General features: G+C 76.8%; 22 protein-coding genes and 1 pseudogene. 11 read left to right on the top strand and 12 right to left on the bottom strand.

Annotation, left to right across the window (positions count from 1 at the left end):
• Positions 1-148 precede the first annotated feature (148 nt).
• From WDV86_RS07130 to WDV86_RS07110, 5 genes are all read left to right on the top strand, one after another.
• Complete coding sequence (locus tag WDV86_RS07130; protein WP_339566916.1) at positions 149-2,977, top strand: aconitate hydratase; 2,829 nt, start codon at positions 149-151, stop codon at positions 2,975-2,977.
• Entirely contained in the window at positions 2,970-3,320 is a 351-nt protein-coding gene (locus tag WDV86_RS07125) for a putative quinol monooxygenase (RefSeq protein ID WP_339566915.1), read from the top strand. Before WDV86_RS07130 ends, WDV86_RS07125 begins: the two co-directional genes overlap by 8 nt.
• A 118-nt stretch (positions 3,321-3,438) precedes the next feature.
• Positions 3,439-3,828, top strand: coding sequence for a hypothetical protein (locus WDV86_RS07120; RefSeq protein WP_339566914.1), 390 nt, complete (start codon positions 3,439-3,441; stop codon positions 3,826-3,828).
• 264 nt (positions 3,829-4,092) lie between these two features.
• Positions 4,093-6,063: a 1-deoxy-D-xylulose-5-phosphate synthase gene (dxs, locus tag WDV86_RS07115; RefSeq protein ID WP_445262979.1), complete on the top strand. Its 1,971-nt coding sequence runs from the start codon at positions 4,093-4,095 to the stop codon at positions 6,061-6,063.
• A 122-nt stretch (positions 6,064-6,185) separates the two neighbouring features.
• Complete coding sequence (locus tag WDV86_RS07110) at positions 6,186-6,755, top strand: TM2 domain-containing protein (RefSeq protein ID WP_339566912.1); 570 nt, start codon at positions 6,186-6,188, stop codon at positions 6,753-6,755.
• Positions 6,756-6,821: 66 nt separating this feature from the next.
• Here WDV86_RS07110 and efeB read toward each other — a convergent pair whose 3' ends face one another.
• From efeB to WDV86_RS07075, 7 genes are all read right to left on the bottom strand, one after another.
• A complete protein-coding gene (gene efeB / locus WDV86_RS07105) occupies positions 6,822-8,105 on the bottom strand; it encodes an iron uptake transporter deferrochelatase/peroxidase subunit (protein ID WP_339566911.1) in 1,284 nt (427 codons plus the stop codon).
• Positions 8,102-9,241: an iron uptake system protein EfeO gene (gene efeO, locus WDV86_RS07100; RefSeq protein WP_339566910.1), complete on the bottom strand. Its 1,140-nt coding sequence runs from the start codon at positions 9,239-9,241 to the stop codon at positions 8,102-8,104. The genes efeB and efeO overlap by 4 nt, the downstream gene beginning before the upstream one ends.
• Positions 9,242-9,326: 85 nt before the next feature.
• Complete coding sequence (gene efeU, locus WDV86_RS07095) at positions 9,327-10,166, bottom strand: iron uptake transporter permease EfeU (RefSeq protein WP_339566909.1); 840 nt, start codon at positions 10,164-10,166, stop codon at positions 9,327-9,329.
• Positions 10,167-10,271: 105 nt separating this feature from the next.
• Positions 10,272-10,595 (bottom strand): hypothetical protein, encoded by a 324-nt coding sequence (locus tag WDV86_RS07090; RefSeq protein ID WP_339566908.1) that lies wholly within the window; start codon positions 10,593-10,595, stop codon positions 10,272-10,274.
• Positions 10,596-10,623: 28 nt separating this feature from the next.
• The gene (locus tag WDV86_RS07085) at positions 10,624-11,967 is read right to left on the bottom strand and encodes an HRDC domain-containing protein (protein WP_339566907.1); all 1,344 of its coding nucleotides are present in this window, start codon (positions 11,965-11,967) and stop codon (positions 10,624-10,626) included.
• Between the two features lie 211 nt (positions 11,968-12,178).
• Entirely contained in the window at positions 12,179-12,883 is a 705-nt protein-coding gene (locus tag WDV86_RS07080; RefSeq protein WP_339566906.1) for a helix-turn-helix transcriptional regulator, read from the bottom strand.
• A gap of 289 nt (positions 12,884-13,172) precedes the next feature.
• Positions 13,173-13,820, bottom strand: a complete 648-nt coding sequence (locus WDV86_RS07075; protein ID WP_339566905.1) for a DUF3000 domain-containing protein — start codon at positions 13,818-13,820, stop codon at positions 13,173-13,175.
• Between the two features lie 188 nt (positions 13,821-14,008).
• Between WDV86_RS07075 and hemE the strand changes: the two are divergent.
• The 3 genes and pseudogenes from hemE to hemQ form a co-directional block, all read left to right on the top strand.
• Positions 14,009-15,089: pseudogene (gene hemE / locus WDV86_RS07070) on the top strand (uroporphyrinogen decarboxylase); the annotation flags it as partial.
• The gene (gene hemG, locus WDV86_RS07065; RefSeq protein ID WP_339566903.1) at positions 15,086-16,726 is read left to right on the top strand and encodes a protoporphyrinogen oxidase; all 1,641 of its coding nucleotides are present in this window, start codon (positions 15,086-15,088) and stop codon (positions 16,724-16,726) included. The pseudogene hemE and the gene hemG, both read left to right, overlap by 4 nt.
• 62 nt (positions 16,727-16,788) lie before the next feature.
• Positions 16,789-17,448 (top strand): hydrogen peroxide-dependent heme synthase, encoded by a 660-nt coding sequence (gene hemQ / locus WDV86_RS07060; protein ID WP_445262978.1) that lies wholly within the window; start codon positions 16,789-16,791, stop codon positions 17,446-17,448.
• A gap of 58 nt (positions 17,449-17,506) precedes the next feature.
• Here the strand turns inward: hemQ and WDV86_RS07055 are convergent, their stop codons facing one another.
• Both WDV86_RS07055 and msrB read right to left on the bottom strand, forming a co-directional pair.
• A complete protein-coding gene (locus WDV86_RS07055) occupies positions 17,507-18,073 on the bottom strand; it encodes a GNAT family N-acetyltransferase (RefSeq protein ID WP_339566901.1) in 567 nt (188 codons plus the stop codon).
• 25 nt (positions 18,074-18,098) lie between these two features.
• A complete protein-coding gene (gene msrB, locus WDV86_RS07050; protein WP_339566900.1) occupies positions 18,099-18,578 on the bottom strand; it encodes a peptide-methionine (R)-S-oxide reductase MsrB in 480 nt (159 codons plus the stop codon).
• Between the two features lie 149 nt (positions 18,579-18,727).
• Here msrB and WDV86_RS07045 point away from each other — a divergent pair, with 149 nt between their 5' ends.
• Positions 18,728-18,994 (top strand): hypothetical protein, encoded by a 267-nt coding sequence (locus WDV86_RS07045; RefSeq protein WP_339566899.1) that lies wholly within the window; start codon positions 18,728-18,730, stop codon positions 18,992-18,994.
• Between the two features lie 70 nt (positions 18,995-19,064).
• On the opposite strand, the gene WDV86_RS07040 is transcribed toward WDV86_RS07045, so the two are convergent.
• The 3 genes from WDV86_RS07040 to WDV86_RS07030 form a co-directional block, all read right to left on the bottom strand.
• Positions 19,065-19,343, bottom strand: a complete 279-nt coding sequence (locus WDV86_RS07040; protein ID WP_339566898.1) for a hypothetical protein — start codon at positions 19,341-19,343, stop codon at positions 19,065-19,067.
• A gap of 88 nt (positions 19,344-19,431) precedes the next feature.
• Complete coding sequence (locus tag WDV86_RS07035; protein ID WP_339566897.1) at positions 19,432-19,986, bottom strand: hypothetical protein; 555 nt, start codon at positions 19,984-19,986, stop codon at positions 19,432-19,434.
• A 24-nt stretch (positions 19,987-20,010) separates the two neighbouring features.
• Positions 20,011-21,090 (bottom strand): ATP-dependent DNA ligase, encoded by a 1,080-nt coding sequence (locus WDV86_RS07030; RefSeq protein WP_445262977.1) that lies wholly within the window; start codon positions 21,088-21,090, stop codon positions 20,011-20,013.
• A 133-nt stretch (positions 21,091-21,223) separates the two neighbouring features.
• Between WDV86_RS07030 and WDV86_RS07025 the strand changes: the two genes are divergently transcribed.
• Both WDV86_RS07025 and WDV86_RS07020 read left to right on the top strand, forming a co-directional pair.
• Positions 21,224-21,673, top strand: a complete 450-nt coding sequence (locus tag WDV86_RS07025; RefSeq protein WP_339566895.1) for a DoxX family protein — start codon at positions 21,224-21,226, stop codon at positions 21,671-21,673.
• Positions 21,670-22,956 carry an alpha/beta hydrolase gene (locus tag WDV86_RS07020; protein WP_339566894.1) on the top strand — a complete coding sequence of 429 codons (1,287 nt, stop codon included), beginning with the start codon at positions 21,670-21,672 and terminating at the stop codon, positions 22,954-22,956. Before WDV86_RS07025 ends, WDV86_RS07020 begins: the two co-directional genes overlap by 4 nt.
• The last annotated feature ends 26 nt before the right edge of the window (positions 22,957-22,982 follow it).

The following is a 22,982-nucleotide window of genomic DNA, read 5'->3' as shown; positions in this document are numbered from 1 at the left end:
TCGGGCGGTGGCGGCGAGGCCACCGCGCGGGGGAGCGGGCACCGCCGCCGCTCCTGCGCCCGACCCTCGGGCCCGGCCTCGGCCGGCTCCCGGAGGACGGTCCCGGGCCACCCAGGCCACAGCCAGGTCAGCGTCGACGGGAGACGACATGAGCAGCAGCAGCACCGCCACCGGCAGCACGGGGCCCGACAGCTTCGGGGCGCGCGGCGTCCTGGCCGTCGGCGGCGCCGAGCACGGCATCTACCGGCTCTCCGCCGTCGAGGGGGCGCAGCGGCTGCCGTACAGCCTCAAGGTGCTGCTGGAGAACCTGCTGCGCACCGAGGACGGCGCCAACGTCACCGCCGACCACGTGCGCGCCCTCGCCGGCTGGGACCCCGGCGCCGAGCCCGACACCGAGATCCAGTTCACCCCCGCCCGCGTCGTCATGCAGGACTTCACGGGCGTGCCGTGCATCGTCGACCTCGCCACGATGCGCGAGGCCGTCGCCGAGCTGGGCGGGGACCCGACGAAGATCAACCCGCTGGCCCCGGCCGAGCTCGTCATCGACCACTCCGTCGTCATCGACGTCGCGGGTCGTCCCGACGCCTTCGAGCGCAACGTCGAGATCGAGTACGAGCGCAACGGCGAGCGCTACCAGTTCCTGCGGTGGGGCCAGGGCGCCTTCGACGACTTCAAGGTCGTGCCGCCCGGCACCGGCATCGTCCACCAGGTCAACATCGAGCACCTCGCGCGCGTCGTCTTCGACCGCGACGGCGTCGCCTACCCCGACACGCTCGTGGGCACCGACTCGCACACGACGATGGTCAACGGCCTCGGCGTCCTCGGCTGGGGCGTCGGCGGCATCGAGGCCGAGGCGGCCATGCTCGGCCAGCCGGTGAGCATGCTGATCCCGCGCGTCGTCGGCTTCAAGCTGTCGGGGGAGATCCCCGCGGGCGTGACGGCGACCGACGTCGTCCTCACCATCACCGAGCAGCTGCGCCAGCACGGCGTCGTCGGCAAGTTCGTCGAGTTCTACGGCGACGGCGTCGCCCAGGTGCCGCTGGCCAACCGCGCCACCATCGGCAACATGAGCCCGGAGTTCGGCTCCACCGCGGCGATGTTCCCGGTCGACGAGGAGACGTTGCGCTACCTGCGCCTGACGGGCCGCAGCGAGGAGCAGGTCGCCCTCGTGGAGGCCTACACGAAGGAGCAGGGCCTCTGGCACGACCCGAGCGCCGAGGCGGTCTACTCCGAGTACCTCGAGCTCGACCTCTCCACCGTCGTCCCGAGCATCGCCGGCCCCAAGCGCCCGCAGGACCGCGTCGCCCTCTCCGAGGCCAAGGAGGCCTTCCGCGGGGCGCTCGGCGCCTACGCGAGCGAGGACGACGTGCCGCAGAGCCCGCAGGACGAGGCGCTGGGGGAGACGTTCCCGGCCAGCGACGCGCCTTCGGGCGGGGAGGGCAGCGTCGACGGCCAGCCGGTCGAGACGCCGACCGCCTCGCGCCGGGCGACGCACCGGGTCCCGGTCACGCTGGGCGACGGCACGCGGACCGAGCTCGACCACGGCCACGTCGCCATCGCCTCGATCACCTCGTGCACCAACACCTCGAACCCGACGGTCATGGTCGCGGCGGCGCTGCTGGCCAAGGCCGCCGTCGAGCGCGGGCTGGTGGCCAAGCCGTGGGTCAAGACGTCGCTGGCGCCGGGCTCGAAGGTCGTCATGGACTACTACGCCCGCGCCGGCCTCACGCCGTACCTGGAGAAGCTGGGCTTCCACCTCGTCGGCTACGGCTGCACGACGTGCATCGGCAACTCGGGCCCGCTGGCGCCGGAGATCTCCCAGGTCGTGAACGACGAGGACCTCGCCGTCGTCTCGGTGCTCTCGGGCAACCGCAACTTCGAGGGCCGGATCAACCCCGACATCAAGATGAACTACCTGGCGAGCCCGCCGCTGGTCATCGCCTACGCCCTCGCCGGCACGATGGACTGGGACCCCGAGACCGAGCCCCTCGGCACCGACGAGAGCGGCGCGGAGGTCTTCCTGCGCGACCTCTGGCCGAGCGCCGCCGAGGTCGACGAGGTCGTCACCGGCTCCATCACGACGGAGATGTTCACCGACGACTACGCCGACGTCTTCGCCGGCGACGAGCGGTGGCGCTCGCTGCCCACGCCGGAGGGCGAGACCTTCGCCTGGGACGACCGCTCCACCTACGTCCGCCGGCCCCCGTACTTCGAGGGCATGGGCGTGCAGCCGTCCCCGGTCTCCGACGTGGAGGGCGCCCGTGTGCTCGCCAAGCTCGGCGACTCGGTGACGACCGACCACATCAGCCCCGCCGGCTCGATCAAGGCCGACAGCCCCGCCGGGCGCTACCTCGCCGAGCACGGCGTCGGGCGCACCGACTTCAACTCCTACGGCTCCCGCCGCGGCAACCACGAGGTGATGATCCGCGGCACCTTCGCCAACATCCGGCTGCGCAACCAGCTGCTGGACGGCGTCGAGGGCGGCTTCACGCGGGACTTCACCGCCGGCGGGGAGCAGACGACGATCTACGACGCCGCGCAGTCCTACGCCGCGGCGGGCACCCCGCTCGTGGTCCTCGCCGGCAAGGAGTACGGCTCGGGCTCCAGCCGGGACTGGGCCGCCAAGGGCACGCGCCTGCTCGGCGTCCGGGCCGTCCTCGCCGAGAGCTACGAGCGCATCCACCGCTCCAACCTCATCGGGATGGGCGTGCTGCCGCTGCAGTACCCCGACGGCGAGAGCGCCGAGAGCCTCGGGCTCGACGGCACCGAGACGTTCTCCGTCACCGGCGTGACCGGGCTGAACGAGGGCTCGACGCCGCGGACGCTGCACGTCACCGCGACCAAGGAGTCCGGCGAGGTCGTGGAGATGGACGCCCGGCTGCGCATCGACACCCCCGGGGAGGCGGACTACTACCGCCACGGCGGGATCCTCCAGTACGTCCTGCGCTCGCTGCTGGGGAGCCGCTCCGATGGCTGAAGGTCTGCTGACCAGCGGGGACCAGCCCGGCGCGCACCCGCCCGGCAGCCTCGTCGTCTGGGCGACGGTGACGGTCCGCGAGGACGCCGTCGAGGACTTCCTCGCCGGCATCGCCGACGACGCCCGCTGCTCGGTGCGCGACGAGCCGGGGTGCCTGGAGTTCACCGTCTCCCGGCACGTCGAGGACCCGCTGCGCTTCTCCTTCCACGAGGTGTACGCGAGCCGGGAGGCCTTCGAGGTCGACCACCGTGGCTCGGAGCACTTCGCCCGGTGGGACGCCGTCGCGCAGCGGTGCGTCACGAGCACCGACGTGGTGCTCAGCGAGGTGCAGGCGCTGCCGTAGCCACCCGCTGGTGTGGCGGTGGCCCGCCGGGTCGGTGGCCCGTCGTCGGTGGCCCGTCGTCGGTGGTCGGGCGCACGATGGTGGGGTGCCGCCACCTCGACCTTCCTCGCGTCCGCCGGTGCGTCTGCGGGGCGGCCAGCCGTCGGGCCACGTCCCGGTCGGCTGGCCGCCGGGCGTCCCGCCGCCGGGCGTCGAGGGGTGGCAGGGCAGGGCGGTGTCCTGGCTGCTCGACGTCTGCCCGCCGGACTACCGGGGCCACCCCGTCCTCGCCCGTCAGCCGCGGGTGCTGGCACGCCTGGCGGTCCTGCACGCGAGCGCCCAGCTCGACGGCCTGCGCCGGGCCGTCGCCACGGTGCGGGCCGACCTGTCCGACGCCGTCGGACCGCGTGTGGTCGACGAGGCGCTGGCGGCGCTGGAGTCCGAGCGGGTACGGCTGCTCGCCGTCGAGGAGGGGGCCGTCCTGGTCGAGCGCGCCCTCGCAGGAGCACAGGTGGTGCCCTCGCTGTGACCTCCCGCCCGGCCTCGCCGGCTGCGCCGACCAGCGCCGTGGTGGCCCGCCGGATGCCACGTCGGGCCGCGGGGCGGGTGGGGCCGGCGGGCTCGCGCACCTAGAGTGGGTCCCTTCCGGGGGCGGCCGGCCCGAGCCGGCGCGGGACGCCGGCGACACGAGACGACGAGGTGGTGCGCGGTGGCGAGCGCGGAGGCGGCCGGAGCGGCCGACGAGGGCTCAGGGGAGGGCCGCCCCAGCGGCCCGGCGCCGCGGCCGGCGGTCCTGCCGACCATCACGGCGCCCCAGGACCTGCGGCGCCTCACCGCGTCCGAGCTGGGCGCCCTCGCCGACGAGGTGCGGGTGCACCTGGTGCAGTCGGTCTCCCGGACGGGCGGCCACCTCGGCCCGAACCTCGGCGTCGTCGAGCTGACCATCGCGCTGCACCGGGTCTTCGACAGCCCCTCGGACACCGTCGTCTTCGACACGGGCCACCAGTCCTACGTGCACAAGCTGCTCACCGGCCGGCAGGACCTGTCGACGCTGCGGACCCGCGGCGGCGTCGCCGGCTACCCGAGCCGGGCCGAGTCCGTGCACGACGTCGTCGAGAACAGCCACGCCAGCACGGCGTTGTCCTGGGCCGACGGCATCGCCCGGGGGCGGGCGCTCACGGGGCAGCCCGGCCGGTGCACGGTCGCCGTCGTGGGTGACGGCGCCCTCACCGGCGGCATGGCCTGGGAGGCGCTCAACAACATCGCCGCGGCTCCCGACCGGCCGCTCGTCATCGTCGTCAACGACAACGCGCGCAGCTACGCGCCGACCATCGGCGGTCTCGCGCACCACCTCTCGACGCTGCGGGCCACGCGCGGGTACGAGCGCTTCCTCGACTGGGGCAAGCAGGCGCTGCACCGCGTCGGCACGCCGGGCCGGCTGGCCTACGACACGCTGCACGGGATGAAGAAGGGCCTGAAGGACATCGTCGCCCCGCAGGGGATGTTCGAGGACCTCGGCCTGAAGTACCTCGGCCCCGTCGACGGCCACGACCTCGACGCGCTCGAGCGGGCGATGACCATCGCCAAGGACTTCGGCGGGCCCGTCATCGTCCACGCCCTCACCGTCAAGGGCCACGGCTACGCGCCGGCGCTGGCCGACGTCGCCGACCAGTTCCACGCCGTCGGGGTCATCGACCCCGTGACGGGGGCGCCGGTGGCCGCCGGCGGCGCGCCGAAGCGGGCGTCGTGGACGTCGGTCTTCGCCGACGAGGTGCTGGCGGTCGCCCAGGAGCGCGAGGACGTCGTCGGGCTCACCGCCGCCATGCTCATCCCCGTCGGGCTGCACAAGATGGCCGCCGAGATGCCCGAGCGGGTCGTCGACGTCGGCATCGCCGAGCAGCACGCGACGACGTCGGCCGCCGGCATGGCCTTCGCCGGCCTGCACCCCGTCGTCGCCGTCTACGCCACCTTCCTCAACCGGGCCTTCGACCAGGTGCTCCTGGACGTCGCGCTGCACCGGGCCGGCGTCACCTTCGTCCTGGACCGGGCGGGCGTCACAGGCCCCGACGGGCCGAGCCACCACGGCGTGTGGGACATGGCTCTGCTCCAGCACGTGCCGGGCCTGCGCCTGGCCGCGCCGCGGGACGGCGCCACGCTGCGTGAGGAGCTGCGCGAGGCCGTCGCCGTGGACGACGCGCCCACGGTGGTGCGCTACCCCAAGGGCAGCGTGCCCGCCGACCTGCCAGCGCTGGAGCGGCTCGACCCGAGCTCGTGGGGAGCACCGGACGTGCTGGCGCGCACCGGCCCTGGCGGCGCGCAGGACGGTCAGGACGCCGACGTGCTCGTCGTCGCCGTCGGGGCGCTCGCCGGCCTCGGCCTGGAGGTGGCGCGGCGGCTGGAGCCGCACGGCGTCACCGCGACGGTGCTCGACCCCCGCTGGGTGCTGCCCGTGCACCCCGCGCTGCTGGCGGCCTGCGCCCGTCACCGGCTCGTCGTCGTGCTGGAGGACGGGCTGCGCACCGGGGGCGTCGGCTCCCGGCTGCGCGACGAGCTGGCCGACGCCGACGTCCGCGTCGACGTCCGCACCGCCGGCGTCCCGCTCGCCTTCGTCGACCACGCCGAGCGCGCCGAGGTGCTCGACGAGCTGGGGCTCACCGCCCAGGACGTCGCCCGGGACGTCCTGGGGCGGGTGGTCGCGCTGGAGCGGCCCGAGCCCGATCCCGATCCCGAGGGCGCCGTCGCCCCGAGCCGCACCGGCGCCTGAGCCGGGTCGCGAAGACCGCCTGCCACCGGCTGCGCCGCCGACCTCCCAACGACCGTCTGCGGCGGGGTCCGGCGTCGTGCTCCAGCCGCCCGCCCCGACGACCTGAGCGTAGAGGGGCCGCCATGACGAGCACGCCGAGCCCCGCACCCTGGGACGACGACCCACGGCGTCCCCCCGCCGACGCCACCGGGCAGGCGGGCGACGAGAGCGCCCCGGCGCCGGGCTACGGGCACGGCTACCCCGGCCGGCCCGGCGGCGGCGTGCAGCCGTACCAGCACCCCCAGCCGCCGTACCCCCAGCCGCCGTACGTCCAGCCGCCGTACCCCCAGCCGTCGCATGCCGAGCAGCCTTACGCCCAGCAGCCGTACGCCCAGCAGGTGCCGCCGCCGGGCTACGGCCCCGGAGCCCCGGCGCCTCCGCCGGTGGGGTACAAGGACACGACCGTGGCGTACCTGCTGTGGTTCTTCCTCGCCTGGGTCGGTGCCCACAAGTTCTACCTGCGCCAGCCCGGCATGGGGGTCCTGTACATCGGCCTCTACGTCGTCGGATGGCTGACCGTGTGGTTCCTGGTCGGTGGTCTCGCCTTCCTCGCCCTCTTCGTGCTGTGGGTCGTCGACGCCGTGACGATGCCCGACCGGGTGCGGTACCTGAACCAGGAGATCCACGCGGCGGCGGTGCGCGGCTACCGCTGACGCCCCCCGCCGCGCCGGCACCGCCTGCCAGGCCGGCCGCCGGGGTGGCGAGCTGTGGGAGCCGGGTCAGCCCAGCAGCGACCGCCCCCACCAGTCGCCCGCTCCTGTCACGCCCGGCAGCACGGCCCACACGCCGGAGCCGGTGTGCCGCAGGTACTCGCCCATCGCGTCGGCGCGGGAGAGCGCCTCTTGCACGGGGGTGAAGGCCGTCCGCGGGTCGCGCTGGTAGGCGAGGAAGACCAGTCCCGCCGACAGGTGGCCGAGCCCGTCGGCGCCGTCGACGAAGCTGTAGCCGCGGCGGAGCATCTGCGCCCCGCCGAAGCGGCTGGGGTGGGAGAGGGAGACGTGGGAGTCGGCCGGCAGCCGGGCGAGCGCGGCCGCGTCGAGGACGTCGTGCTCCCCGGTACCGCCCAGCGGGGCCCCCTCGCCCTTCGTGCGGCCGACGACGGCCTCCTGCTCGGCGAGCGGGGCGCGGTCCCACGTCTCGACGTGCATCTCGACGCGCCGGGCCACGAGGTAGCTGCCGCCGACGAGCCAGTCGCCGGCCGGGTCGTCGCCGCCGGCGACCCACACGTGCTCGGCCATGAGGGCCTCGTCGCGGGCGTCGGGGTTGGCCGTGCCGTCCTTGAAGCCGAAGAGGTTGCGCGGCGTCGGCTCCGACGGGTCGGTGCTCGACGCCTTGCCGAAGCCGAGCTGGGCCCACCGGACGGCGGCCGTGCCCGCCGCCAGGCGCACGAGGGTGCGGACGGCGTGGACGGCGACCTGCGGGTCCTCCGCGCACGCCTGGACGACGAGGTCCCCGCCGCACCGGGCCGGCTCCAGGGCGTCGCCGGCGAAGGCCGGCAGGTCCGTCAGCGCGGCGGGACGGCGCCCCGCGAGGCCGAAGCGGTCGTCGAAGAGGGACGGCCCGACGCCGACCGTCAGCGTCAGCCGTGCCGCCGTGAGGTCGTGCGCCTCACCGGTGTCCGCCGGTGGGGCGAGCGGGTCGCCGTCGACCGCGCCACCCTCGCCGACGTCCCGGCCGCTCGTCAGCGCCCGCGCGGCCTCGCTCCAGCGGGCGAGCAGGTCGGCCAGGTCCTCGCGCCGGTCGGTCGTGACGTCGAGCGCCGCCAGGTGCAGGTGCGCCTGGACCGGCGTCGTGATCCCGGCCTGGTGCGCGCCCTCGAAGGCCACCGTGGCCGAGCGGGCCCGCCCGAGGACGGTTCCCGCGGCCGGGCTCGTGGCCGCCGTGAGCCCCGCGGTCGCCCCGGCCCCGGCCAGGGCCGCCCCGGCCACGCCGAGACCCGTGAGGAGCCGGCGGCGCGAGGGGCCAGGGCGCGAAGGGCCGTCGCCGGCGACCGGTGCGCTCACCGCGACGCGGCCGCCGCGAGGCCCGAGAGGGGCTCGGCGACACCGTCGACGGCGCGGCTGAGGTCGCGGCGCTGGGCCTCGTCGAGGGTGTCGTAGGAGACCCAGCCGTCGCCGTCGCGGTAGGGCTCCAGGGCCTCCCAGAGGTCGGCGAAGCGGGCGTCGAGCTCGGCGAGCAGCTCGGGGTCGCTGCGTCCCACGAGCGGTCGCAGCGCCTCCAGCGCCTCCTGCGCGCCGTCGACGTTGGCCTCGACGTCGACGAGGTCGGTGTGGGAGAAGGCCTCCTCCTCACCGGTGATCTTCCCGGTGGCCACCTCGTCGAGCAGCTCCTTCGCGCCGTTGCCGATGGACGTCGGCGTCAGCGGTGCCTCGGGCACCCGCCCGGCCAGCTCGGTGACGTCTGCGACGAGCTGGTCGGCGACGTCCGCCACCGGGGCCAGCTCCTCACCCGTCCACAGCGCCTTCTCCAGGCGGTGCCAGCCCGTGAAGTCCTCGCCGGGGGCCAGGTCGGCCTCGCGGGCGTCCATGCGGGGGTCGAGGTCGCCGAAGGACTCGGCCACCGGCTCGATGCGCTCCCACGGCACCCGGGACGGCGCGTACAGCTCCCGGGCCCGCTCGGCGTCACCGGCCCGGACGGCGTCGGCGAGCCCGGTCACGAGCGGCACGGCCGCGTCCGCCTGCTCCTGCACGTAGGCGCGGTAGTCGGCCACCGCCTGCTCGGCGAGCGGGTCGACCTCCTCGGCCTGCGCCGACGCCGCGACGACGAGGTCCTGGCGGATGCCGTCGCCGACCATGCCGGGCTTGCACGCCAGCTGGTAGCTGCCCTCGGCGAGGTCGACCGTCAGCTCGTAGCTGGTCCCCGGCCCGATGTCCTCCTTCTCCGTGACGATGCGGTCGCCGTCGTAGACGTAGACCTCGGTGACCTGGCTGCCGGCGTTGGTGACCTCGAAGGTGCTGATGCCGGCGGTGAGGTCCAGGCGCGAGGCCTCGCACGCGTCGTCGGAGGCGGTGACGACGACGGTGCTCCCGGCCTCGGCGCCCTCGGCCGGCGCCGGGGCGTCCGTGGCGCAGGCCGACAGCGGCAGGAGGAGGCCGAGCGCGACGAGGGCGGCGGCCGGGACGGGGCGGGCAGGAGTCATGGAGTCTCCGGGGAGCGGTCGGGTCGGGTCGGGCAGCGGTCGACGGGCAGGTGGTCGACGGGCAGGTGGTCGACGGGCAGGGGTGTCAGGCCGCCGGGGCGTCCTGCAGCGCCGGCTGGGTACGGCGGGTGCCGGCCGGGCGCAGGACCACGAGGAGCATCGGCACGACGTAGAGCACCCACGCGACGGCTTGCAGCACCGTCGTCGCGGGCGTGAAGCCGACCGTGCCCTTGAGCAGGGCGCCGTACCAGCTGGCCGGGGGCACGGCGGCGCTGACGTCGAAGGCCAGCGTCGTGAGCCCGGGCAGGACCCCGGCCTCCTGCAGGTCGTGGACGCCGTAGGCCAGCACGCCGCCGGCGACGACGACGAGCGCGGCGCCGGACCAGGTGAAGAAGCGCCGCAGGTCCAGCCGCAGCGCGCCCCGGTAGACGAGGTACCCGAGGACCACGGCGAGGGCCAGGCCGACGGCCGCACCGGCCAGGGGCCCGGCGCTGGAGCCGGTCGCGCGGGCGGCGGCCCACAGGAAGAGCGCCGTCTCCAGCCCCTCGCGGCCGACGGCGAGCAGGGCGACGACGCCCACGGCGAGCGGTCCGAGCGTCAGGGCGGCGTCGACGCGGGCGCCGAGGTCGGTCCGCAGGTCTCGGGCGACCCGGCGCATCCACAGCACCATCCACGTGACGAGCCCCACGGACACGATGGACAAGGAGCCGCCGAAGAGCTCCTGCTGCCGGAAGGTCATGTCGCGGGAGGTCAGCTCCAGCACGGCGCCGAGGCCGATGCTCGCGAGCACGGCGAGGGCGACTCCGGCGGCCACGGCCGGGAGGGCGTCACGACGGCCGGCCCGCACGAGGGCGGCGACGAGGAGGCCGACGACGAGCGAGGCCTCGAGGCCCTCGCGCAGGCCGATGAGCAGGTTGGCGGTCACGCCGGCTCCTTGCTGGAGCGCCCCGGACTCGGGGCGAGCAGCGAGAGGTTAGCCTACCCTGAGAGGTGCCGCGCTGGCCGCCCGACCGATGTCACGCCCGTGGGGTCAGCGCGCTCCGCCTCGCTGACGGGGTCCGGGCTCGTGGGGGCCGCGCTGGTGGGGGAGCGCGCCACCCGGCGGTGCAGGGGCAGCGCCCCCCGGGCGTAGCAGGAGCTCGTGGACGAGACCGGCGGCTCCGACCGCGAGCAGGCCGGCCGCGAGGGACCAGACCGGCAGGGTCGACCCCCACGTCGGCGCGGCGAGGTCGCCGGCCAGGAGCAGCAGCAGACCGCCGAGCAGGACCGGGACCGACCGCAGGACCAGCCGCAGGCGCGGCCTGCGCCGCGGAGGGGCAGGCTCCCACCGCAGGTCCAGGTCGTCGTCGGCCACGGGCGTCAGCCTAGGCCGTCGTGGGGGATCAGCCGCTCGCTGCCGCCGCCGGAGCGCCGGCGCCGGCCAGGGCCGAGGCCAGCGGCTGCACCAGCAGGTCGACCTGCCACGCCCTGGCCCCGCCGGCGTGCAGGGCGTCGGCGAGCGACGTCGCGTCCAGCGGCGTCGGCGGCTCCCAGCAGGTGCGACGCAGCAGGTCCGGCAGCAGCAGGTTCTCCACCGGCAGGTCGTGCTCGACGGCGGCGGCGGCGAGCACGTCGCGCGCGGCCGCGAGACGCGCGGCGGCAGCGGGCTCGCGGTCCTTCCACGTCCGCGGTGGAGGCGGCCCCGTGCTGGGCGTCGCGGAGCGGGGCAGCTGGTCCTCGGGCACGGCCTGGCCCCGGTGGACGGCTTCCAGCCACTGGGCGGCGCGTCGCCGGTTCGCCGGCCCGGAGAAGACCGGCAGCGCCGTGAGCGCCGCGACGGTCGTCGGCATCGCGCTCGCGGCCGCGACGACGGCGCGGTCGGGCAGCACCCGGCCCGGGGCGACGTCGCGGCGTCGGGCGAGCCGCTCGCGCTCCTCCCACAGCTCCCGGACGACGGCGAGCTGTCGGCGGCTGCGGACGGCGTGCAGGCCCGACGTGCGCCGCCACGGGTCGACCCGGGGCGCCGGGGGCGGGGCGTCGCGGACGGCGGTGAACTCCTGCGCCGCCCACTCGCCCTTGCCCTGGCGGTCGAGCTCGGCGAGCAGGGCGTCGCGCAGCGGCAGCAGCAGCTCGACGTCGAGGGCGGCGTAGCGCAGCCATGGCTCCGGCAGGGGGCGGGTGGACCAGTCGACGGCCGAGTGCTCCTTGGCCAGGTCGACGCCGAGCAGGCGCTGCAGGACGGCGGCGAGGCCGACGCGCGGGAAGCCGGCGAGGCGGGCGCCGAGCTCGGTGTCGACGAGCGCGCCGCCAGGTCGCAGCCCGACGTCGGCGAGGCACGGCAGGTCCTGGGACGCGGCGTGCAGCACCCACTCGGCGTCCCCGAGGGCCGCGGCGAGCACCGAGAGGTCGCCGAGGGCCTCGGGGTCGACCAGGAGCGTGCCGGTGCCCTCGCGTCGCAGCTGCACGAGGAAGGCCCGCTGGCCGTAGCGGTAGCCCGACGCGCGCTCGGCGTCCACGGCGACGGGCCCGGTGCCGGCGGCCAGGCGCCGGGCCGCGTCGGCCAGCGCCCCGGGGGTGTCGACGACGTCAGGTACGCCGTCCGCCGGCTCGGTGAGCACCGGCAGGGGCTCGGGCTCCTCCGGGGCCGCCGGCGGGGTGAGCCCGGGCGCGGCGGAGCCGTCCCCGGTCTGCTCGGGCGCTGCGGCAGGGGCTCTCGTGGCGTCGAGCCCGTCGGCGCTGGCGGTCATGGCCTCACCGTAGGCCTGTCGGCCGCCAGGGCCGGGAGGCAGGGAGGGGAGGCAGGGCGGGGAGGCAGGGCGGGAAGGCAAAGCGGGGAGGCAGGGAGGAGAGGCAGAGCCGCGAGGCAGGGGTGGGCACCCCGCCGCGCCGGGGCGGCCGGCGCGGCGGGGGGGCTGGGGGGCGGTGAGGAGCTCTGGGTGCGGTGGGGGCTGGTGGTCCTCAGCTGACGAGGCCGGCGCGCAGCGCGATGGCGACCATCTCGGCGCGGTCGCCCGTGCGCAGCTTGCGCGCGATGCGCGCCAGGTGGCTCTTGACCGTGAGGGCGGACAGGCCGAGGGCCTCGCCGACGTCGCGGTTGGAGCGACCGTCGGCGACGAGGGCGATGACCTGGACCTCCCGCTCCGACAGCTCCTGCCAGGCACCGGTCGGGGCGATGGCGTCGGCGTGACGGGGAGAGCGGGGCGCGGCGCCCTCCTCGTCGGCGGGGTCGACGACGAGGTAGCAGCGGGTGCCGGCGGCCAGCGCGGCCCCGGCGGCGGCGGCGGCGTCGGCGCCCTCGCGGTGGTGGTCGACGACGACGGTGGTGCCCCAGCCGCCGACCGAGGAGTCACGGACGAGGCCGAGGCCGGTGCCACCGCCGAAGGACGGCTGCACGACGGCGACCGCTCCGGAGCGGCGGGTCGCGAGGCTCCAGGCGGCGGCGGCGTCGGGGGCGGCGAGCACCTCACGGGCACCCAGCGCCCGCAGGACGCGGACGGCGGCCCGGCGCAGCGACGGGGAGGACAGGGCGACCAGGGCGGTGCCGCGGCCGGCCGCCGTCTGCTGCTGCGTGCGGGCGTGCTGGCTGGGGATGCGGGCGACACCGGGGACGGCGGCGTGGCCGTGTGCGGCTCGCGGCACCGGGGGCGGCAGGACAGCAGGCACGGGAGCTCCCTTCGGGTGGCGCCCTTCCGTGGGCGCCGTCAGGGAGTCCATCGGCAGGTGCCCGAGATCACTTGAGCCGGTGCGGGATCGGCCGGACGGGTGACGCCGGCTCGCGGACCTCCCCACCGCTCTGGCGATGTGGGACAAGGGCTCGGGACGCGGCGACCACGGCGGGGCAGGTGACCGGCGGCCGACCGGCAGGCAGCGACGGGGCGGTGCCGGCTGCGGCGGACCCGGTGGCCTCGGTGGACCCGGTGGCCTCGGTGGACCCGGTGGAGCTGCGCGCGGCTCAGCGCGAGGACGGGCGCAGGGCGCTCACGCCCGCCGGCAGCGGGGGCAGGCCCGCGACGGTGCAGAGGAGGTGGTCGGCCCAGGCCCGCAGGTGCTCGCCGACGGCGTCCGGACCGCCGAGCGGGGTCCACGACGCCCGTACCTCCAGCTCGACCGAGGAGGGCCGCTCGGCCAGGCTGCCGTAGCTGTCGGAGAGGACGCGGGTGACCGTGCCGCCGGCCGCGACGTGCTGGACGCCCCCCTCCTCCAGCGCGTCCAGGAACCAGGACCAGCCGACGTCGCCCAGCACCGGGTCGCTGCCGGTCTCGGGGTCCAGCTCGGCGCGGGCGAAGGTGACGACGCGCAGGTCGCCCTCCCAGGCCTCCTGGCCGGCGGGGTCGTGCAGCAGGACGAAGCGGCCCGTGGCGAGGTCCTCGTCGTCCCCGGCGCGGGCGACGTCGGCCGACAGCGCGACCGCGAAGGGCGCGACGCGCGAGGGGGCCGGGACCTCGGCGAGGTGCACCTCGGGGCGCACGCGCGCGGACTGCAGGCCCGCCCCGAGTCGCTCGGGCACCGAGGCACCCTGGCCGACGGGCCGGGGGCGCCCGGGCGCGGCGCCGCGCGGGGGCAGGCCGCGCCGCCCGCCCGTGCCCTCGTGCCCGTCCACGACCGGCAGGCTAGGTGGCCCCGCGCCGGCCGCGGGGAGGAGCGCACCCGCCACGCCGGGCAGGCCCCCGACCGGGCCGTGGGACCATCGGGCGTGCCCCGCGCGACGACGACACCAGCCGCACCGACGTCGGGGTCGACGGGCGAGCCGCCCTCGGGCGGCGGCCCCCGCGGGGGCCAGCCGTCGGGGACGACGCCGGTCGAGGAGCTCGTGCCGGTCGACCTGCCCCCGGCGCTGCCCGGCGAGGGCCCCTTCTGCGCGGCGGCGAACGGCCGGCGCGGCGCGCACACGCCGGTGTGGTTCATGCGCCAGGCGGGCCGCTCGCTGCCGGAGTACCTGGCGGTGCGCGAGGGCGTCGCCATGCTGGAGGCCTGCCGCACGCCGGACCTCGTCACCGAGATCACGCTCCAGCCCGTGCGTCGCTACGGCGTGGACGCCGCCGTCCTCTACAGCGACATCGTGGTGCCGCTGGCGGCGGCCGGGGTCGACGTCGACATCGTCCCCGGCACCGGGCCCGTCGTCGGCTCGCCCGTGCGCGCCGCGGCCGACGTCGAGGCGCTGCCCGAGCTCGACCCGGCGCAGGTCGGCTTCGTCGCCGAGGCCGTGCGCCAGCTCGTGCCCGAGCTCGGCGAGGTCCCGCTGCTGGGCTTCGCGGGGGCGCCCTTCACCCTCGCCAGCTACCTCGTCGAGGGTGGCCCCAGCCGCCACCACGAGCGGACGAAGGCGCTGATGTACGGCGACCCGGGGCTGTGGGACGCGCTCATGCGTCGGCTCGCCGCCCTGACCACGACCTTCCTGCGCGTGCAGGTCCAGGCCGGTGCGCAGGCCGTGCAGCTCTTCGACTCCTGGGTGGGGGCGCTGCCGCTCGTGGACTACCGCCGCTACGTCCTGCCGCACTCACGGGCCGTGCTCGACGGCGTCGCGGACCTCGGCGTGCCCCGCATCCACTTCGGCACCCAGACCGGGGAGCTGCTCGGCGCCATGGCCGAGGCCGGCCCCGAGGTCGTCGGCGTCGACTTCCGGACCCCGCTCGACGAGGCCGCCGCACGGGTCGGGCGGCCCGTCGCGCTGCAGGGCAACCTCGACCCGGCCCTGCTCTTCGCGCCTCCCGAGGTGGTGCGGGAACGGACGCTCGACGTCCTCGCCCGCGGCCGCACCGCGCACGGGCACGTCATGAACCTCGGCCACGGCGTCCTGCCGACGACCGACCCGGACGCCCTGCACCGCGTCGTCGACCTCGTGCACGAGAGCACCGCCGCCTCCGCGTGAGCGGGGCAGCGGTCGGTCCGCCGGGCACGGCGCCGACGCCGGCGGGGGAGGCGGCGACCGGAGCCGGCCCGGGCGGGAGCGCCCCGCTCGTCGTGGTCGGGGCCGGCATCAGCGGCCTCGCCGCCGCCTGGGAGGCCTCCCGGGCCGGCGTGCCCGTCGTGGTCCTGGAGGCCACCGAGCGCGTCGGCGGCGTCATGGCGCGCGGCGAGCTGGAGGTCCCCGGCGCCCGCCGCCCGCTGGTGGTCGACCTGGGGCCGGAGTCGCTGCTCGCGCGCCGCCGGGAGGCGCTGACGCTGCTCGCCGAGCTGGGCCTGGCGGACCAGGTGGTCCACCCCGAGCCGGTGCCCGCCGCGGTGGCGACCCGCGGGCGCCTGCACGCCCTCCCGCCCGGGACGGTGATGGGCGCCCCCCGCAGCAGCGCCGCCCTGGAGGGCCTGCTGACGCCGACCGAGGTGGCTCGGGTGCAGGACGAGCGGGTCGAGCCCCTGCCCGGGGGCGCCGCCGACGTCGCGGTGGGTGCCCTCGTCGCCGGCCGGGTGGGCCGCGCCGTCGTCGACCGGCTCGTCGAGCCGCTGCTCGGCGGCGTCTACGCCGGCAGCGCGTGGCACCTCTCGGCGCGGGCGACCGTCCCCGCGCTGTGGGACCTCGCCGTCCGCGGCGAGCCCCTGCTGCGTGCGGGGAGCCCCGGCGGGGCCGGGCCGCAGGCTCCCGGCGCGACGGCGGCGGGCGCGCCCACCACGGCCGGGGCGCCCGCGGCCGGGCCGGTCTTCGCCGGGCTGCGGGGCGGCGTCGCCCGGCTGGCCGAGGAGCTCGCGACCCGGCTGGGTCGCGAGGGCGTCGAGATCCGCCTGCGCGCACCGGTGACCGCCCTGCGCCCCTTGCCTCCGCCCACGGCGGGTGACCTCGACGCGGCAGAGCGCGGCGGGTGGCTCGTCTCGACGGCCGAGGCAGACCTGCGCGCCCGGGCCGTCGTCGTCGCGCTGCCCGCGCCCGCGGCGGCGCGGCTGCTCACCGGCGTCGTCCCCGCCGCCGCGCGGGCGCTCGCGCGCGTGCGGACGGCGAGCAGCGCGCTCGCCACGGTGGTGGTCCCCGGCCGGGTGCTCGCGGGGGTCGGCCGGTCGGGGCTGCTGGTGCCGCCCGTCGACGGGCGGACGGTCAAGGCGTCGACGTTCTCCAGCCTCAAGTGGGGCTGGCTCGCCGAGGCCAGCCGGGCGCTGGGTGACGGGGCGCACGCCGACGGGGACCCGCCCGCCGTGCTGCGCGTCTCGGCCGGCCGCGCGGGGGAGGAGGAGGTGCTGGAGCGCGAGGACGCCGACCTCCTGCGCACCGCCGCGGACGAGCTCGGTGCCCTGCTCGGCGGCGAGGCGCTGCCGGTGCTCGCGGGACGGGTCGACCGGTGGTGGCAGGGGTTGCCGCAGTACGACGTCGGCCACCTCGACCTCCTCGACCAGGTGCACGCGGCCGTCGCCGGGGTCCAGGGCCTCGCGCTCGCCGGTTCCGCCTACGACGGCGTCGGCGTGCCCGCGTGCGTCGGCCGGGGGCGGGCCGCCGCCCGCGAGGTGCTGGCCGGCGCGCACCGCGGTGGCCCCGCCGCCCCGGTGGAGGCGCCCGCAGCGCCTGGGAGGATGCCCCCGTGAGCGACACGAGCACCGCGTCCGAGCGCCCGACGACCGATGGCCCGGCCCCGACGCCGGCCCAGATCAACGAGACGATCCGGTACACGATGTGGTCGGTGTACCGGTCTGCCCGCCGTCTGGGCGCCGACCGCGAGGCCGCGGCGGAGGAGCTGGAGCGGCTGCTCGCCGAGGACGACGACGTCACCGTCCGCGGGCTGTACGACGTCAGCGGGCTGCGGGCCGACGCCGACCTCATGGTCTGGTGGCACGCCGCGTCGGTGGAGGCCCTGCAGGACGCCTACCAGCGCCTGCGCCAGTCCGTCGTCGGCCAGGTGCTCGAGCCGGTCTGGTCGTCGGTGGGCCTGCACCGCCCGGCCGAGTTCAACAAGGGCCACGTGCCGGCCTTCATGTCGGGGGAGGAGCCCAAGGGCTACCTGTGCGTCTACCCCTTCGTGCGCTCCTACGACTGGTACCTGCTGGACGACGCCGACCGCCGCACGATGCTGCGCGACCACGGCATGGCGGCCATGCCCTACCCCGACGTGCGGGCCAACACGGTCAGCGCCTTCGCCCTCGGCGACTACGAGTGGCTGCTCGCCTTCGAGGCCGACGAGCTGCACCGCATCGTCGACCTCATGCGCGAGCTGCGGGCGACCGAGGCCCGCCGCCACGTCCGCGAGGAGCTGCCCTTCTACACCGGCGCGCGCGTGACGGCGGCCCAGGCGGTCGACCGCCTGCCCTGACGACGGACCGGCGGGGTCGTCACCGGCTCGCGGTGGAGGCCACCGTCGTCCGCGGGGCTCAGCCGGGTCGTCCCCGGCGGCGCATCGGCACGTGCGGGATGCCGTCCTCGAGGTACTCCTCGCCGACCCGCTCGAGGCCGAAGCGGGCGTACCAGTGCTCCAGGTGCGCCTGGGCGTCGAGGACGAGGTCGACGTGGCCGTGGCGCTCGACGACGTCGGTCATGAGGACCGAGGACAGCCCCTGGCCGCGGGCGGTCGCGGCAGTGACCACGCGGCCCACCCGTCGCGGCGCGGCCGAGCCCCCGGGCTCGCGCAGCACCCGGAGCGCTGCGGCGACGGCGACGAGCTCGCCCGGCCGCACGGCGCCGTCGCCGACGTGCCACACGTGCTCGGTGCCGGGCGCGAGGTCCTGCCCGTCCACGTCGGGGTAGGGGCAGGCCTGCTCGACGACGAAGACGTCCGAGCGCAGCCGCAGGACGGCGTGCAGGGTCGCCGCGTCCAGGTCACGCCCCGCAGACCGGCGGATCCCCGCCGGGTCGGCCGGGGTGCCCGGCGGCGACGCGGGCGTGCGGGCGGGCACGCCCTCGTCGCCGGGGCGGACGGCCTCGGCACGGCGGGCGCTCACGGGCTCTCCCGTCCCTCGCGCGCCGTCAGCCGCGCGCCGGCTGCAGCGTCAACGAGATCGAGTTGATGCAGTACCGCTGGTCCGTCGGCGTGCCGTAGCCCTCGCCGTCGAAGACGTGACCGAGGTGGGAGTCGCACGTCCCGCACCGGACCTCGGTGCGGACCATGCCTAGGGAGTCGTCGCGGATGTAGCGCATCCGGTCCTCGGCCAGCGGCGCGTAGAAGGACGGCCAGCCGCAGTGGGAGTCGAATTTGGTCTCCGAGCGGAACAGCTCGGCCTGGCACGCCCGGCATCGGTAGACGCCGACGCTCTTCTCCTCGGTGTACTCGCCGGTGAAGGGCCGCTCGGTGCCACCGCCTCGCAGGACCGCGTACTCCTGCGGGGTGAGCTGCTCGCGCCACTCGGCGTCGCTGCGGCGCACCGGCTCCGGCGGTGCCCCGACGCTCTGACGGCGTCCGGTCTGCTCCTGCGACGCGGCGCTGCTGGTGGGCTGCGAGGTGCTCATGGTCTTCCCCTCGGGTCGGGTGCGGTGCTGCGGAGGACGGCGCGCGCCTCCTGGTGTGGTCAAGGCACGGGGCACAACACGGCCACCCGCCCGTGCGTTCCGCAGGACCGCCGCCCGGCGAACCCGGGCGGTGGTCCATGCTGGCCCTCATGGAGCGTCCCGCACCCGCTGATCACACCGGGGACGAGAGCGGTGAGGGCGGGCCGACCCTCGCGGTCCCCTCCGAGGCCAGCCCCGGCACGCCCGCCCGCGAGCCGGCCGCCACCACCGCGGCGGGCGACGACGAGCCCGTCGACGCGTGGCGCCAGGGCATCCATCTCGCCAGCGCCGACGCCGCGGACGCCGACGGCAGCGACCAGGCCCGCTCGGGCTACTGGGACGACCAGGACGACCCCGAGGGCCCGGACGAGACCTGACCCGCCCCGTCAGCGTCCGCGGGTCGAGGCGGGCGCCTTCGCGGGGCCTCGCGCGCAGCCACCCGGGCCGTCAGCCCGAGGCGTGCTGGTCGGGGTCGGGCTCCAGGTGCTGGACCTCCTCGGGGATCTCCTTGGGCCCGATGACGACGACGCGGCCGGCGGACAGCTCGGCGGAGCAGTCGCGCACCCAGGACTCCGACTGGTCGGGCAGCCCGGCCTCGGCGACGGCCCCCCTCAGCACCTCGCGCACCTCCGAGGGCGGGCGACCCTCCAGGTACCGCAGGTCGGCCAGGACTCCCTGGAGGGTGCGCTGCATGCGGTCGAGGGCCTCAGCGTCGATCTCCGTCATGGCAGGACGGTAGTGCCGGGCGCGGACCGGCGCAGGGCCACGCCCGGGCCGGCCGCCCGGCGGCGCCCCGCCTGCCGGCCTGAGCCCCTCAGCCCAGGTGGGCGGTCCCGGCGTAGACGTGCAGCACCGGGACGCCGAGGGCGTCGCGGGCCCGGGAGGCCCAGTCGCGGTGGAAGGTGTCCTCCACGGCGTGCGGCCGCGTGACGACGACGACCTCTCGGACCCCGCCGGCGGCCACCGCCTGCTCCAGCGCGGGCAGCGGGTCGTCCGCCACGACCTCGCCCTGCGCGCTGGCGCCGGCCCCCTGCAGCGCGTCCAACGACCTCTGCAGCGCGGTGCCGGCCTCGGCGCGCGCCTCCCGCTCGTCCGGCTGGCCCTCGCGGACGACCTCCAGCGCCTCGCGGAGCTCGAACAGGCTGAGGTGGTCGACGACGTCGACGAGCAGGGTGCGCTGGGTGTCGGCGGGCACGAGCACCCAGTACCCGGGGAGGCCGCCGGTCTCCTGGTGCAGCGCGGTGATGCGCGCGGCGTCGCCGTCGTCGAGGGCCTCCTCGGTGAGCAGGAGGACGACGTCGGGCGCGTCGCCCGAGCCCAGCTCGGTCGAGGCGTCGGTCGCGGCGTCGGTGGGCGTCTCGTCGGGCACGGGCGAAGGCTACCGATGCCCGCGTCAGGGCGAGGAGAGCACCTCGGCGAGGTCGTACGCGGCCGGCACCTCGATCTGCTCGGTGGTGCAGGACATCGGGTCCCGGTCGGGCCGCCACCGCAGGAAGCGCACGACGTGCCGGAAGCGCCCGTTCTCCAGCTGGTCGTAGCCGACCTCGCAGACCAGCTCGGGCCGCACGACGACGAAGCCGCCGTCCCGGCTGGCGGAGAAGCGGTTCCGCTCGCCCTCGCCGCGCACGGGTTCGCCGGCCGCGTCCCGCTCGAGGTGGGGCTCGAGCTCTTCGACGAGCTCTCGCCGCCGCGCGGCGGTGAAGGCGGACGCGCCGCCGACCTGGGCGAAGCCCTCGCCCTCGGGCGGGCGGAGCCCGAGCAGCAACGAGCCGACGCCCTGACCGCTCTTGTGCACCCGGTACCCGACGACGACGACCTCCGCCGTCCGGGCGTGCTTGACCTTCGTGAGCGTCCGCCGTCCCGGCTCGTACACCGCGTCCGCCGGCTTGGCGAGGACGCCGTCGAGCCCCGCGCCCTCGAAGTCGGCGAGCCAGCGCCGGGCGAGGTCGGCGTCGTCCGTGCGTTGGGTCAGGTGCAGTGGTGCGCGGACGTGCGACCAGACCTGCTCGAGCCGCTCGCGCCGCACGCGCGCGGGCCGGCCGGTCAGGTCGTCCTCGCCCTCGGCGAGCAGGTCGAAGGCGACGAAGGAGGCCGGCGTCGTCTGCGCGAGCATCGCGACCCGGGAGGCGGCCGGGTGGATGCGCTGGGACAGCGCGTCCCAGTCCAGCCGCTCGGACCCCTCCGCGCCGCTGCGGACGACGAGCTCGCCGTCGACGACGCAGCGCGCCGCGCCCAGCTGGCCGACGAGCTCGGCGACCACCTCGGGGAAGTACCGCGTGAGGGGCTTCCCGCCCCGGCTGCCGAGCACCACGGCAGGCCCGCCCTCGGCCGTGCCGTCGTAGAAGACGATGCAGCGGAAGCCGTCCCACTTCGGCTCGTACCACAGGCCGCCGGGTGCCGAGTCAGCGGCCGGCACCTCCTGCGCGGCCTTCGCGAGCATCGGGTCGACGGGCGGCAGCACCGGCAGGCGCAGGCGCCCCGCGCCCTCCGGTCCTCCGCCGCCGCGCTCGCCGTCAGCGTCACGGCTCGGGGTGCGACGGGTTCGGGACGGGGTCACGGAGGGATCCTGCCTGTCCGGGGCGACGGGCGGCGGGCAGGATGGCGCCATGGCGTCGAGACGCAGCCCCCAGGCGGGCGAGGTGGCCGGGACGTCAGGCGAGGTGGCCGGGACGTCGGGTGAGGGGCGGGTCCGGGCGTCCGCTCTCCGGATGGCGGCGGCGCTCACGGCGACCGGCACCCTGCACCTCGTCCGGCCCGGCGTCTTCGACGTCGTCGTGCCGCGCTCGCTCGGGGCGCCGAGGCCGTGGGTGCTGGCGTCGGGGGTCGCCGAGCTCGTCTGCGCCGCGGCGCTCGCCGTCCCGCGGACGCGACGGCTGGGTGGGGTCCTGACGACGGCGCTGCTGCTGGCGGTGTGGCCCGGCAACCTCGCGATGGCTCGGGCCGCCGACCGTTCGGCGCGGGCCTCGCGCGCCCGCCGGGTGCTCACCGCCGCCCGGGTACCCCTCCAGCTGCCGATGGTCGGCGCAGCCGTCGACGTCGTCCGGGGCCGGTCATGACGCGCGCCGGCCGCGGGGGCGGACCGGCCGCCGCGGTCGTGCGCGGCGCCTCCGTCGTGCGGAGCCACCTGCCCGTCGGGCCGGTGGCGCGTCGCCGTGCCCGTACGGCGGCCCGGGTCGCGGCGTGGACGGGAGCCGGGGCCGTCGCCGCGACGTCGCTGTCGGCGGCGGCCGTCTCCGGGCTCGCGGCCTTCTTCGTCCGCCGGGTCATCACCCCCGTCCACGAGCGGCCCGACGACGTCCGCGTGCTGGCCGCCGACGTCGACGGGACGCTGACCGGGACCCCCTCGGTCACCGTGACGGCCGACCCGCAGACGCGCGCGCAGGGGCGTTACGCCCTCGTGCTGGACGGCGGGCGTCGCAGCGCCCAGGTCGGGGAGGTGCTGGAGGAGGGCCCCGGCGTCGTCACCCGTGCCCTGCTGTCCGCGCCGCCCGGTGGCATCCGGCCGGGTCCGGCGCGCTGGAGCGGCGCCGTCCACCTCGGCGACCCCGCCACGGGGCTGGGTCTCGCCTTCGACGACGTCCTCGTGCCCACCCCGCTCGGCGGCATGCCCGCGTGGTTCGTGCCGGCGAGCGGGGGAGAGGCCCAGGACACGTGGGCGGTCCTCGTGCACGGTCGCGGGGCCACCCGCGAGGAGTGCCTGCGGGCGGTCCCGCTGCTGCACCGGCTCGGGCTGCCGTGCCTGGTCCCGGCCTACCGCAACGACTCCGACGCCCCGGCCGCCGCCGCCGGCCACTACGGCCTGGGGGACACCGAGTGGCTCGACGTCGAGGCCGCCGTCCTGCACGCCCTCGACCGGGGCGCCCGCGAGGTCGTCCTCGTCGGCTGGTCGATGGGCGGTGCGATCGTGCTGCAGCTCGCGACGCGCTCGTGGACGGCCGACCGCGTGCGCGCCCTCGTCCTGGACTCACCCGTCGTCGACTGGCGTGACGTCCTGGAGCACGCCGCGCGCCAGCACCGGCTGCCCCGGGTGGCGACCCGTCTCGGCGTCGCGATGCTCGCCGGGCGCCAGGCCCGCGCCCTGCTCGGGGTTAGCGCGCCCATCGACATCACCCGCCTGGACTGGGTCGTCCGGGCCGACGAGCTGCGCCTGCCCGTCCTCCTGCTGCACGCCGCCGACGACGACCTCGTGCCCATCGGTCCCTCGCGCCGGCTGGCCCAGGCACGCCCGGACCTCGTGACCTTCCGGGACTTCGCCGGCGCCCAGCACACCAAGGAGTGGAACACCGACCCCGACCGCTGGGAGCGCGAGGTCGCCCGCTTCCTCCTGCACCACCTCTGACTGCACCACCTCTGACTGCACCACCT

The sequence above is a fragment of the Pseudokineococcus sp. 1T1Z-3 genome, assembly GCF_037482365.1.
Classification (GTDB): domain Bacteria; phylum Actinomycetota; class Actinomycetes; order Actinomycetales; family Quadrisphaeraceae; genus Pseudokineococcus.
Note: the sequence above shows the minus strand (reverse complement) of the source record. Positions and strands in the feature narration are given on the sequence as shown.